The organism is Pseudonocardia sp. N23 (assembly GCF_002583555.1).
Lineage (GTDB): Bacteria > Actinomycetota > Actinomycetes > Mycobacteriales > Pseudonocardiaceae > Pseudonocardia.
Genome location: NZ_BEGX01000069.1, coordinates 127459 through 139633, shown reverse-complemented (window position 1 = coordinate 139633; position 12175 = coordinate 127459). Strand labels below are relative to the sequence as shown.

At 72.4% G+C, this 12175-nt stretch carries 13 protein-coding genes; 7 read left to right on the top strand and 6 right to left on the bottom strand.

The window, feature by feature from the left end:
* The first annotated feature begins 187 nt into the window (after positions 1 to 187).
* A complete protein-coding gene (locus TOK_RS20500; protein WP_098959626.1) occupies positions 188 to 1702 on the top strand; it encodes a glycosyltransferase family 87 protein in 1515 nt (504 codons plus the stop codon).
* Here TOK_RS20500 and TOK_RS20495 read toward each other — a convergent pair.
* Complete coding sequence (locus tag TOK_RS20495) at positions 1638 to 2039, bottom strand: DUF3052 domain-containing protein (RefSeq protein ID WP_098959612.1); 402 nt, start codon at positions 2037 to 2039, stop codon at positions 1638 to 1640. The genes TOK_RS20500 and TOK_RS20495 overlap by 65 nt on opposite strands.
* A 77-nt stretch (positions 2040 to 2116) precedes the next feature.
* On the opposite strand from TOK_RS20495, the gene TOK_RS20490 reads away from it, so the two are divergent.
* On the top strand, positions 2117 to 2761 hold the full coding sequence (locus TOK_RS20490) for a CoA pyrophosphatase (protein ID WP_098959611.1): 645 nt from the start codon (positions 2117 to 2119) through the stop codon (positions 2759 to 2761).
* Positions 2762 to 2821: 60 nt separating this feature from the next.
* Here the strand turns inward: TOK_RS20490 and TOK_RS20485 are convergent, their stop codons facing one another.
* Together TOK_RS20485 and TOK_RS20480 are read right to left on the bottom strand one after the other, a co-directional pair.
* Positions 2822 to 4354, bottom strand: a complete 1533-nt coding sequence (locus TOK_RS20485) for a glycosyltransferase family 87 protein (protein WP_253258519.1) — start codon at positions 4352 to 4354, stop codon at positions 2822 to 2824.
* On the bottom strand, positions 4351 to 5121 hold the full coding sequence (locus TOK_RS20480) for a deoxyribonuclease IV (RefSeq protein WP_098959610.1): 771 nt from the start codon (positions 5119 to 5121) through the stop codon (positions 4351 to 4353). The genes TOK_RS20485 and TOK_RS20480 overlap by 4 nt, the downstream gene beginning before the upstream one ends.
* Before the next feature lie 265 nt (positions 5122 to 5386).
* Between TOK_RS20480 and rpsF the strand changes: the two genes are divergently transcribed.
* The 5 genes from rpsF (at position 5387) to dnaB (ending at position 10030) form a co-directional block, all read left to right on the top strand.
* Complete coding sequence (gene rpsF / locus TOK_RS20475; protein WP_098959609.1) at positions 5387 to 5710, top strand: 30S ribosomal protein S6; 324 nt, start codon at positions 5387 to 5389, stop codon at positions 5708 to 5710.
* Positions 5711 to 5720: 10 nt separating this feature from the next.
* Positions 5721 to 6278, top strand: a complete 558-nt coding sequence (locus TOK_RS20470; protein WP_098959608.1) for a single-stranded DNA-binding protein — start codon at positions 5721 to 5723, stop codon at positions 6276 to 6278.
* Between the two features lie 65 nt (positions 6279 to 6343).
* A complete protein-coding gene (gene rpsR / locus TOK_RS20465; RefSeq protein ID WP_098959607.1) occupies positions 6344 to 6580 on the top strand; it encodes a 30S ribosomal protein S18 in 237 nt (78 codons plus the stop codon).
* Positions 6581 to 6594: 14 nt separating this feature from the next.
* Positions 6595 to 7044, top strand: a complete 450-nt coding sequence (gene rplI / locus TOK_RS20460) for a 50S ribosomal protein L9 (protein WP_098959606.1) — start codon at positions 6595 to 6597, stop codon at positions 7042 to 7044.
* Between the two features lie 571 nt (positions 7045 to 7615).
* A complete protein-coding gene (dnaB, locus tag TOK_RS20455) occupies positions 7616 to 10030 on the top strand; it encodes a replicative DNA helicase (protein ID WP_098959605.1) in 2415 nt (804 codons plus the stop codon).
* A 66-nt stretch (positions 10031 to 10096) separates the two neighbouring features.
* On the opposite strand, the gene TOK_RS20450 is transcribed toward dnaB, so the two are convergent.
* From TOK_RS20450 to TOK_RS20440, 3 genes are all read right to left on the bottom strand, one after another.
* A complete protein-coding gene (locus TOK_RS20450; RefSeq protein ID WP_098959604.1) occupies positions 10097 to 10441 on the bottom strand; it encodes a DUF3040 domain-containing protein in 345 nt (114 codons plus the stop codon).
* Positions 10442 to 10635: 194 nt separating this feature from the next.
* Entirely contained in the window at positions 10636 to 11415 is a 780-nt protein-coding gene (gene pcaD / locus TOK_RS20445; protein WP_098959603.1) for a 3-oxoadipate enol-lactonase, read from the bottom strand.
* Positions 11412 to 12152: a CoA-transferase gene (locus TOK_RS20440; protein ID WP_098959624.1), complete on the bottom strand. Its 741-nt coding sequence runs from the start codon at positions 12150 to 12152 to the stop codon at positions 11412 to 11414. Before TOK_RS20440 ends, pcaD begins: the two co-directional genes overlap by 4 nt.
* Between the last annotated feature and the right edge of the window lie 23 nt (positions 12153 to 12175).

The following is a 12175-nucleotide window of genomic DNA, read 5'->3' as shown; positions in this document are numbered from 1 at the left end:
CGGCGGCGGGAACGGTGGCGGCGGGAACGGTGGCGGCGGGAACGGTGGCGGCGGCGGCAATGACTGACGCCTCCCGGATACCGTTCGCCGGGTGACGCGCACGACGGGCGACCGCGGGCGGACGACGGTCCGCGGCGCGCCGGCGGACGCGCCTCCACCGCGCGTCGTGCCGAGCTGGACCGAGCCGATGGCGGCCGCCGCGAGCAGGATCGTCGGCGGGCCGCTCGGCCGGCACGCAACCGTCGGCCGCAGCCGGTTCTTCACGCCGCTGCGCGTCGTCCTGCTCTTCGCCGTGCTGGTCATGGCGCTGAGCTGGCTCGCCAAGTCGCCGTGCCTGCAGCAGTACCCGGCGGGCGACGGGTCGCCGGCGCTGGACTGGCGCAACGACCGCCAGTACGTCGCCATGTGCTACTCCGACACCGTCCCGCTCTACGGGCTCGAAGGCCTCGACCGGGGCGCCCTGCCCTACCGCGACGCCTGGCTCGAACAGCCCGGCACCCCGCAGGAGAAGCTGCGGTACATGGAGTACCCCGTCGTCACCGGGTTCTTCCAGTGGTTCAACGCCCGGCTGACCGACGGCTGGCTCGCCCTCTCCGCGCACATCCCGCTGCCGGTGGCGCTGCCCGTCGTCGTCTACTTCGACTTCTCCGCGGGCTGGCTCGCGCTGGCCTGGCTCGTCGTCGCCTGGGCGGTGTGCCGGCTTCGGCCCTCCCGGCCGTGGGACGCGGCGCTGGTCGCGCTGTCGCCGCTCGCCCTCGTCCACCTGTTCACGAACTTCGACGCGCTCGCCGTGGCCTGCGCGACCGCCGGGCTGCTCGCGCTCGCGCGGCGCAGACCCTGGCTCGCCGGGCTGCTCATCGGCATCGGCGGCGCCGCCAAGCTGTACCCGCTGATGATCCTGCTGCCGGTGCTGCTCGTCGGCTGGCGCCGCCGCGAGGCCGACGGCCTGCTGCTCTCGGTCCGGACGATCGTCGGTGCCGTCGTCGCGTGGGCGGCGATCAACCTGCCCGTCGCGCTGCTCTGGACGCCGGGATGGTGGGAGTTCTTCCGCCTCAACCAGACCCGACCGGCCGACCCGGACTCGATCTACTACGCGCTCAGCTACTTCACCGGCTGGGCAGGCTTCGACGGAGACCTCGCCTCGGGGCAGACACCGGCGATCCTCAATGCCGTCACCCTCGGCCTGTTCGCACTGGCCTGTGCCGGCGTCGTCGTGCTCGCCCTCAAGGCCCCCCGATCACCCAGGCTTGCGTCGCTGGCGTTCCTGGTCGTCGCATCGTTCCTGCTGGTCAACAAGGTGTGGAGCCCGCAGTACTCGTTGTGGCTGGTGCCGCTCGCGGTGCTCGCGCTCCCGCGCTGGCGGCTGCTGCTCGCGTGGATGTTCGTCGACGCCGCGGTGTGGGTGCCGCGGATGTTCTACTACCTGACCCCCGAGAAGAAGGGCTTGCCGCCCGACTGGTTCCTCGGGGCGGTCCTGCTGCGCGACGCGATGATCGTGCTGCTCTGCGTCCTGGTGGTGCGCAGCGTGCTGCGGCCCGCCGACGACCCGGTGCGCGCCGACGGCCCCGACGACCCGGACTGGCCGGACACCGGCCCGGTCCGGCCGCGGGTGCGCGACGTCGTCCCGGCGCCGGTCGCTACCGCGCCAGCCGGCGCACCAGCTTCAGACCCGACCACGTCGCCTCGACCGCGCACACCTTGACGTCGACCCAGCCCAGCGGCAGCGCATGGTCGCGGACGCCGTTCTCGTCGAGGTCCGTCGGCACCCCGGACGCCTTCTTCGGCCACGCCACCCACACCGCGCCCCGCTCGGTGCTCAGCTCGACCGCCCGCGGCCAACGCCGGCGCAGCGTCGCGACATCGGGGCAGAACACCACCTGCACCTCGTAGCCCCCGCGACCCGACGCCCTCCGGTGGTGCGGCGCGTCCAGCGTGAACCCGGCGGGAGCGCCGACCAGCAGCGTCCGGGTGCCGTCGCGAACACCCAGCTTGCGGGGTAGCGGAGTGCCGGAGCAACCGGCCGGTGCGGCGGGGGTCACAGCACGCAGCGTAGGCCCGCGGCGCCGGGGTGCGGCAGTGTCGGAGCGGTCGACGTCGACGGGGTGGGGAGAGCGCGATGGATCCGAAGGCGGTCGTCAGCGAGCGGATGGCGGCGTTCGACCCGGTCCGCGTCGAGAGACCGGACCTGGCCCGAGCGGCCGTCGCGATCACGCTCGTACCCGACCCCGATCCGGCACCCGAGGACGGAGCCGTGCCCGGCACCGACCCGCTGCTCGACGGTCTCGCCCTGCTGCTGACCCGTCGCGCGCCCACACTGCGCCGGCACGCCGGTCAGTGGGCGCTGCCGGGCGGGCGGCTCGACCCGGGCGAGACCGAGGTCGTCGCCGTCCGGCGCGAGCTCGATGAGGAGGTCGGGCTGCGGCTCGGCGCCGAGGCCGTGCTCGGCGTCCTCGACGACTACCCGACCCGGTCGGGCTACCTGATCACGCCCGTCGTGCTGTGGGGCGGCCCCGCCGCCGACCTCGTGCCCAACCCCGACGAGGTCGGCTCGGTGCACCGGGTCGCGCTGCGCCAGATCGACGTCGAGCCCCGGTTCCTGACGATCCCCGAGTCGGACTCGCCCGTCATCCAGGTGCCGATGCTCGGCCGGTTCGTGCACGCCCCGACCGGCGCGGTGCTGCACCAGTTCCGCGAGGTCGTCCTGCACGGGCGCCCGACGCGGGTGGCGCATCTGGAACAGCCGGTGTTCGCCTGGCGCTGAGCGGCGGCCGGCCCCGGCTCCCTGCGTCGTGGGCCTTCCTCACCGATGGCCGCGTCCCGGTCAGGTCGCAGGGGCGGCGGGGCGCGGCGAGTCGCCGGCAGCCTCACGTGCCTCGCCCTCGCCCGACCCGTCCATGACGGCGGCGCGCTCACCACGGTCCACCACGTCGACGGCCGGTCGTGCGTCGGGGTCGTCGGCGCCGGGCCGGGCCCCTGCTGCCGGCGCAGCCTCCGGCGGGCGGAGGGGGAACGTCGGCGGCACGCGCAGGAACAGCACGAACAACGAGACCAGCAGCGCCGCCCGGCCCCACACGCCGACGGCGACGGCCTGCGCCGCCAGCCCCTGCGTGATCTCCAGGTTCGCGGCGGCCCGCACGTCGTAGAGCCAGCGGAAGATGCCGATCCCCATGACGGCGTCGGCGACGAGATAGCCCGCCACGACCCCCCAGGGCACCCGCAGCAGGACGAAGAACGGCAGCAGCCACAAGGTGTACTGCGGGCTGTGCACCTTGTGCAGCAACAGGAACCCGCACAGCATCGCCGCGCTCACCGCGACCCACGGGTACGAGCCGAGGCGCCGCATCCGCCACCAGCCCACCGCCGCGGCCAGCAGGAACGACGCCATGATCAACGTCGGCGACAGCCACGACACGAGATCCTGGAACGCGACGTCGTCGGGCTCGGAGTAGGGCCGGAACCCCCAGAACCAGAACGAGTTCGTCGTGAAGTCGACCTTGCGCAGCTGCTGGAACGTGAACGACGCCCGCCAGCCGTCGAACCCCGCGATCGCGAACGGCAGGTTGACGGCGACGACCGTGAGCAGTGCGGCGCCCGCGACCCGGCCCGCGCCCCACCAGTCGAGGCGTCCGCCCGGCACCCGGTCCTCGCCGCGGGCCAGCACGTAGAGCGCGAGCGGCAGCACGAACGCGCCCGGGTAGAGCTTCAGCGCGAAGCCCAGTCCGAGCAGCACGGCCGCGACGGTGCCGCGCCGGCGCAGCGACCACCGCGACCGCATCCCGTGCACGACGTACACGGCGCCGACCGCGCAGGCCACGACCGGCAGGTCCCAGTTGTGGAAGGCGTAGAGCACCAGGGGCGGGCCGAGTGCCCAGAGCAGCGCCCGCCAGCGCGAGAGCCGGCCCAGCAGCCAGCCGGTGGCCAGCCCGAAGGGCGCCATGATCAGCGCCGACGCCAGCAGGAACCCCGCGTCGGTGTGGGCGCCGAGCGCGGCCAGCCACATGATCAGGCCCGTGAGCACCGGGTACTCGACGGTCCCGCCGGTGAGCTTGCCGTCTGCGTCGATCCCGCCGTCGACGTACGGGAAAACGTGCTTGTCGATGTCGCGGCCGATCCAGAGGTGCTGGATGTCGGAGTAGCAGACGTCGAGATCCTTGCGGTTCTCGTAGTCGGGCGCGCTGCGGCCCTGTGCGTCGAACTCCGGCCCGGTGCAGCGAGCCTTGTTGACGTAGCCGAGCACGAGCGTGACGCCCGTGAGCAGGACGACGACCGCGAGCAGCAGCGCCGTGCGGCGCCGGGACGGCGCGCCGGCGTCGGACCCGGTGGCCGGGGCGGTGCCGACGGCCTTCCGGATCACCGCCCGAGCCGCTCGCGCAGGAACGCGATGTCGGCCGCCTGGCCCTCCGCCGGGGTCTCGACGATGACGGGGGCACCGGCGGCCGAGGCGACGGCCGCGAGCTGCTCGGCGTCGATCGTGCCGGAGTCGATGTTGGCGTGCCGGTCGCGCGCGGAGCCGAACTCGTCGCGCGAGTTGTTGAGGTGGACCAGGTCGATCCGGCCGGTGATCGCCTTGGCACGGTCGACGATGTCGACCAGGTCCTCCCCTGCGGCGAACGCGTGGCACGTGTCGAGGCAGAAGCCGACGCCGAACTCGCCGACCGCGTCCCACAGCCGGGACAGTGCGTCGAAGCTCCGGGCCATCGCGTTCTCGCCGCCCGCGGTGTTCTCGATGAAGACGGGAACCGCGAAGCCGCCCGCGTCCTGCTGGCGCTCGACGAACTTGCGCCAGTTGTCGAACCCGACCTCGGGATCGTCGGACTGCGTGACGTGGCCGCCGTGCACGACGAGCCCGATCGCCCCGACGTTCGCGGCCTCCTGGGCGTGCTGCACCACGATCTTGCGTGACGGGATGCGGATGCGGTTGTTGGGTGACGCGACGTTGACGACGTACGGCGAGTGGACGACGACCGTGAGTTCCCCGGACCGCAGCTGCTCGGCCTGGGGGTGCGCGGGCGGCTTCTTCCAGCCCTGCGGATCGGACAGGAAGATCTGGACGACCTCGGCTCCCCGCTCGGCCGCTGCGCCGACGGGGTCGTCGTCCCGGACGTGGGCCCCGATGAGCATGGCGTCAGCCTAAGGGGGCGTCCCCCGGCGCGACCCCCGGCACCGCCCGGCACCGGCCCGGTACCGCCCGGCGGGGCGGCCGGGGGCGCCGGAGTCCGGCGGATCCGCGCTGGTAGCCTCGACGGATCACCCCGGCCGGCGTCCACCTGGATGCCGCACACGGTCCCCGCTGAGGCGGGGCCCGATTTCTGTCGGGGGGTGGTGAGAACCTCCTGCCGCGGATGCACCGCGGCCGTCACGAGTCCATAGGAGGTGAGTGGTTCTCATGCGTCACTACGAGGTCATGGTCATTCTCGACCCGAGTCTCGACGAGCGCACCGTGCAGCCGTCCCTGGAGACCTTCCTCAACGTCATCCGTACCGATGGCGGTTCCGTGGAGAAGGTCGAGGTCTGGGGCAAGCGCCGGTTGGCCTACGAGATCAACAAGAACGCCGAGGCGATCTACGCGGTGCTCGAGGTGACCGCCGAGCCGGCGACCGTCTCCGAGCTCGACCGTCAGCTCGGCCTGAACGAGTCCGTGCTGCGGACCAAGGTCCTGCGCCGCGAGCCCAAGAAGCAGCGCACCCCCGCCCCGGCAGCCGCGAGCTGAGGAGGCCGTCATGGCCGGCGAGACCGTCATCACCGTGGTCGGCAACCTGACCGCGGACCCCGAGCTGCGTTTCACCCCCTCGGGTGCCGCGGTCGCCAACTTCACGGTGGCCTCGACGCCGCGCACCTTCGACCGCCAGTCCGGCGAGTGGAAGGACGGCGAGGCGCTGTTCCTGCGGTGCAACGTGTGGCGTCAGGCGGCGGAGAACGTCGCCGAGACCCTCACCCGTGGCATGCGCGTCATGGTGCAGGGCCGGCTCAAGCAGCGGTCGTTCGAGACCCGTGAGGGTGAGAAGCGCACCGTTGTCGAGCTCGAGGTCGACGAGGTCGGCCCGTCGCTCAAGTACGCCACCGCCAAGATCAACAAGGTGAGTCGCGGCGAAGGTGGCGGCGGCTTCGGTGGCGGTGGCGGTGGCGGTGGCGGTGGCGGTGGAGCCGGCGGCGGTGGCCGCCCCTCCGGTGGCGGCAACAGCGGCGGCGGTGGGGGCGGCGGCTACGCCGACGACCCCTGGGGCTCGGCCCCGCCCGCGGGCAGCGGCCCGGCCATGGACGACGAGCCCCCGTTCTGATCGAGACCACTCCTCGCCGCGCCCGGTAGGCGCGCGAGGACACAGATACATCCAGGAGCACAGGAATGGCCAAGCCCGTTCTGCGCAAGCCGAAGAAGAAGGTCTGCGCGTTCTGCAAGGACAAGCAGCAGGAGATCGATTACAAGGACACCGGCCTGCTGCGCAAGTTCATCTCCGACCGCGGCAAGATCCGCGCGCGCCGTGTGACCGGCAACTGCCGGCAGCACCAGCGCGACGTGGCCGTGGCCGTCAAGAACTCCCGCGAGGTGGCGCTCCTGCCGTACACCTCGACGGCGCGCTGAGGAAGGACGTCACCGTGAAGCTCATCCTCACCGCCGACGTCCCGAACCTGGGCGGACCCGGCGACATCGTGGAGGTCAAGGACGGCTACGGCCGTAACCTCCTGCTGCCGCGCAAGCTCGCGATCGTCGCCACCCGTGGCGCCGAGAAGCAGGTCGAGTCGATCCGTCGGGCCCAGAAGACCCGCGAGATCCGCGACCTCGGCCACGCCAAGGAGGTCGCGGGCCAGCTCGGGGACCTCGCGGTCACCGTGAAGGCCAAGGCCGCGGGCGACTCGGGCCGGCTGTTCGGCTCGGTCACCTCGGCCGACGTGGTCGCCGCCATCCGCTCCGCGGGTGGCCCGGCCCTCGACCGTCGCGTCGTGGAGCTGCCCGCCGCGGTCAAGTCCGTGGGTACGCACCCCGTCGTGATCCGGCTGCACCCGGACGTCACGTCGACTCTCGACATCGAGGTCGTCGCGAACTGATCGCCACGGGCGGCCCGCAGGCCGTCAATGGTCACGCACCGTGACAGGGGCGGGCCCTCGATCCTCTCGGATCGGGGTCCCGCCCCTGTCGTGTGTGCGGGTCACGTGACAGGATCCGTTCGTCGGCGACGAGTGGAGCGGAAAAGGTTGCGGTGGATCGGTCATGTCGTCGCCGAGCGACCGTCCGAACGCGCCGGGTGACCGATTCCGGTCCACAGTCCAGCGGGCCGACACGCCGCCGCATTGCGACACGCCAACAGTTTTGTCCACAGCGCCACCCACAGGGCTGAGCTGGGCTTACGGCGATAATCCGGGATCTGTGCACATGTTGTCCACAGCGGGCTCCCGATGTGCTCCTGGGGCGGAGCGGATCCGTCCCCAGGTGGTCCCCAGGCAATCTGGATCATCGCGTTGTCGGGTCCCCCGGCCGTCCGTACGCTCCCGTCCCGAGGTGGGCGACGCCGTCGTCACGACGTCGACCGTTCACCGATCCGACGCTCAGGGATGAGCGTCCGGACGCTGTGAATCGAACTGCTGTTCGATAGTATGCGAGTCGGGGGTGACACTGCGTATGGCGCTGTCGGACGATCGGCCCATGGGGCGGCCACGGGCCGTGCGGGCCGACGACGGGTCGGCGGGCCCCGCCGAGTCGCCGGCGCCGTTCGACCGCCAGCCACCGCAGGACCTCACGGCCGAGCAGTCCGTCCTCGGCGGCATGCTGCTGAGCAAGGACGCGATCGCCGACGTCGTCGAGGTGCTCCGCCCGGACGACTTCTACCGTCCCGCGCACCAGACGGTGTACGACTGCATCCTCGATCTCTACGGCCGCGGCGAGCCTGCCGACGCGGTGACCGTGTCCGCCGAGCTGCAGCGCCGTGGTGAGCTGATCCGCCTCGGCGGCGCCCCGTACCTGCACACGCTGATCGCGACGGTGCCGACGGCGGCGAACGCCGCCTACTACGCCGAGATCGTCTCGGAGAAGGCCATCCTGCGCCGGCTCGTCGAGGCCGGCACCCGGATCGTGCAGCTGGGCTACCACGGTGCCGACGGCAGCGACGTCGACGAGGTCGTCGACCGCGCCCAGGCCGCCATCTACGAGGTCACCGAGCGCACCACGAGCGAGGACTACACCGCGCTCGAGGAGCTGCTGCAGCCGACGATGGACGAGATCGACGCGATCGCCTCCCGCGGCGGTGTTGCCCTCGGGGTGCCGACGGGCTTCGTCGACCTCGACGCGATCACCAACGGTCTGCACCCCGGCCAGATGGTCGTCGTCGCGGCCCGTCCGGGTCTGGGCAAGGCGCTGGCGCTCGACACGCCGCTGCCGACGCCGGCGGGCTGGACCACGATGGGCGAGGTCGCGGTCGGCGACCTGCTCCTCGACGCCGACGGGCTGCCCACACGTGTCGTTGCCGCCACCGACGTGCTGGCCGACCGGCCGTGTTTCGAGGTCGAGTTCTCCGACGGCACCGTGATCGTCGCCGACGCGCAGCACCAGTGGCTCACCGAGACCCGTACGGCCCGGCGTGAACGCCGCGGCACCGACGGCCCGGCAGCCGAGGTGCGGTCGGTGGTCACCACCGAGCAGATCGCGGCGACCCTGCGCTGCGCCATGGCCGACGGGCGGGCCAACCACTCGGTCGACACGTCCGGCCCGTTGCAGCTCCCGGACCGCGCGCTCCCGGTCGCTCCCTACACGCTCGGCGTGTGGCTGGCGACGGACACGAGCGGCGCGACCGGCTTCATCTCCGAGGAACCGGAGCTCGCCGACCACGTGGAGCAGGACGGCTACGAGGTCGTCCGGATGCCGAAGGGGCACTTCGGTCTGCAACTTCCCGACGCGGGGGTCGACCTCACCGACCGGCACGTACCGGCCGCCTACCTGCGCGCCTCGGAACGGCAGCGTCGCGCGCTGCTGACCGGTCTGATGGACGCGGGCGCCACCGTGACGGGTGGCGGCGAGCTGCGGCTGTCCGTCACCAGCGAGCCGCTGGCCGACGGCGTCCGTGAGCTCGCGCAGAGCCTCGGCTACCGATGCTCGACCATCACGAAGCCGGCTCGCGGGCGGACCCCGGACTCGTCGACGACCTACGTCGTCGACGTCGCGGCGGCCGACGAGGTGTTCCGGGTGGATCGCAAGCGTCTGGAGCACAAGGAGCGCACGGCCGGGCACGAGCCGCGGCGCGGGCGGCGTTGGATCACCGACGTACGGCCGGTCGACAGCGTGCCGGTGCGGTGCGTCGAGGTCGACAACGCCGCGCACCTGTACCTGGCCGGCCGGTCGATGATCCCCACGCACAACTCGACGCTCGGGCTCGACTTCGCTCGCTCGTGCTCGGTGAAGCACGGCATGACCAGCGCCGTGTTCTCGCTGGAGATGAGCAAGTCCGAGATCGTCATGCGGTTGCTCTCCGCGGAGGCCCAGATCCGGCTGGCCGACATGCGCGCTGGCCGGATGAGCGACGAGGACTGGACGCGGATGGCCCGGCGGATGAGCGAGATCAGCGAGGCACCGCTGTTCATCGACGACTCGCCGAACCTGACGCTCATGGAGATCCGGGCCAAGGCGCGGCGGCTCAAGCAGCGTCACGACCTGAAGCTGGTCATCCTGGACTACCTGCAGCTGATGACGTCGGGCCGGAAGGTCGAGTCCCGGCAGCAGGAGGTCTCGGAGTTCTCGCGGCAGATCAAGCTGCTGGCCAAGGAGATCGAGGTCCCGGTCGTCGCGATGAGCCAGCTCAACCGTGGTCCGGAGCAGCGCAACGACAAGCGTCCGATGCTGTCGGACCTGCGTGAGTCGGGCTCGATCGAGCAGGACGCGGACATGGTGATCCTGCTGCACCGTCCCGACGCGTTCGAGCGCGACGATCCGCGCGCCGGTGAGGCCGACCTGATCCTGGCCAAGCACCGTAACGGCCCCACCAGCACGATCACGGTCGCGCACCAGCTGCACTACAGCCGGTTCGCCGATCTCGCGCACGGCTGACCCGGAGACGCGCTCTCGCACCCCGAGCCTCACACCCACGGCCCCCGAGCCGTGAGCGCGGGCGGGTCAGGTCGTCGCGGGGCCGGGCCGCCGGTTCTGGGTGCCGACGGCGGCGAGGACGAATGCGAGCAGCGCCATCACGATGCCGGTGCCGACGACGGGGACCGCCGCGCTGACGCCGCCGAGGACGATCAGCAGCAGGCCGCCCACGAGCAGCAGGCACGGGGCGACGCCGGCGTCGCGCATGCTGCGCCCGTTCCGTGGGTTCGCCGCAGCGGCCGAGGCGCTGCGGGGCCGGCTGCGGGGTCGCACGTAGGCGAGCTTCTGGAACAGCCGCGCCAGGTGGGGGTCGCTGCCGACCAGGTTGTTCTCGATGTCGGCGAGGACGCCGCGTTCGCGTTCGTTGAGCACGGGTGGACTCCGGAGGGATTACGGACGCTGTCGGGAAGGTCGTGTCGATCCCGGCTCGGCGCTGATCCCGGAATCACCAGTCCCCACCAGGGTATGTGATCGAATCGTTATGTACGACTCGACCGTGGTGCACGTCGCTCATCGGCCGCTCAGCCGCGGTCGACGAGGCGCGGCGGCGGTGCCGCCTCCCCCGGTCAGGCCCCGATGTGCTCCAGGATCAGCCGGGTGGCGTCCTCGGCGCGCTCGATGGTCGCGAGGTGGGCGGCCGTCACGACCTCGAGCCGTGCGCCCGTGATGCCGGCGGTGATGGTGAGCGTGTGCGGGTCGATGGGCGTCGACAGGTCCGCGTCCGCGCCGACGACGAGCGTCGGCGCCGTGATCGCGGCGAGCCGGTCGCGGTGGTCCCAGGTCGCGATGGCCGCGCAGCAGCCCGCATACCCGGTGTCCGGCGTCGCCGTGATCATCGCGGCGGCCTCGGCAACCGCATCGGGATGCGCTGCGCCCCACTCGGCGGTGAACCAGCGGCGCGCGACGGTGTCGGCGATCGCCCCGGTCCCGGAGGCGGCGACTGTGGCGCGGCGTTCCTCCCACGGCGCCCTGTCCGGGAAGTACGACGACGTGCAGCACAGCGTGAGCGATCGGACCCGGCCGGGGTGCTCCGACGCCAGGTACTGCCCGACCATCCCACCGAGCGACAGCCCGCAGAAGTGGAAGCGGTCGACGCCGAGCCCGTCCAGGGTCGCGAGCACGTCTCCGGCCAGGTCGGGCATCGTGTAGTCGCCGTCGGGCACCGGCGATCCGCCGTGGCCCCGGTGGTCGAGCCGGATCACCCGGTGCCGCCGGGCCAGCGTCTCGACGTTGGGCCGCCACATCTCCAGCGTGCAGCCGAGCGACCCGAGCAGCACGAGGACGGCGGCGTCGGTGTCGTCGATCTCGGTGGGTCCGTCGACGACGTGGTGGAGTGTGACGGTCATGGCGACTCCTCGGCGGTGGCGGGACGCGCGGGACGCAATGCCCGCAGCGCAGCGAGCTCGCCGACGGTGGGCACTGGTGTCGTGGCGACCTCGGGCGCGACCTGCAGGTCCCAGCCCGTCTCGGCACGGACCTGCTCGACGTCGACGCCCGGGTGCACGGCGGTGAGCACGAGCTCGGCGGTCTCCGGGTCGGGTTCGAGCACTCCGAGGTCGGTGACCACCCGGACGGGCCCGCGCCCGCGCAGGCCGAGCAGCCCGCGGTCGAGCGGGCCGGTGCCGTGACCGACGGCCGTCACGAAGTCGACCTGTTCGACGAAGGCGCGCAGCCGGTGCGCCATGACGACGACGACCTCGCCGGACCAGGCCGCGATCTCGGCCGCGGCGCCCGCGCCGGGCAGCCGTTCGGTGGGTTCGTCGTACTCGCCGACGACGGTCGAACCGATGTTGCCGTACAGGTCGAGCTGGTCGGCGGTGAGGAACGCCAGGTCGACGCGGCCGGCCTGCAGCCAGGTGGAGTAGAGCTCGCCGACCCCGACGTGGGTCAGTGCCCGGTCGGCGACGGTGGCGTCGGTCAGCGGGCCGTCGCCGAGGCGGACGTCGAGGGCGCCGGACTCGTGGACGACGACTGCGGCGGGGGCGTGCACGCGGCGGGCGAGGTGGGCGGCAGCCGCGGGGATGCCGGCGCCGACGAGGCAGACCTGTCCGTCGCGGACCGATCGGGCGGCGACGACCGTCATCACCTCCTCGGCGGTGGGGCCGC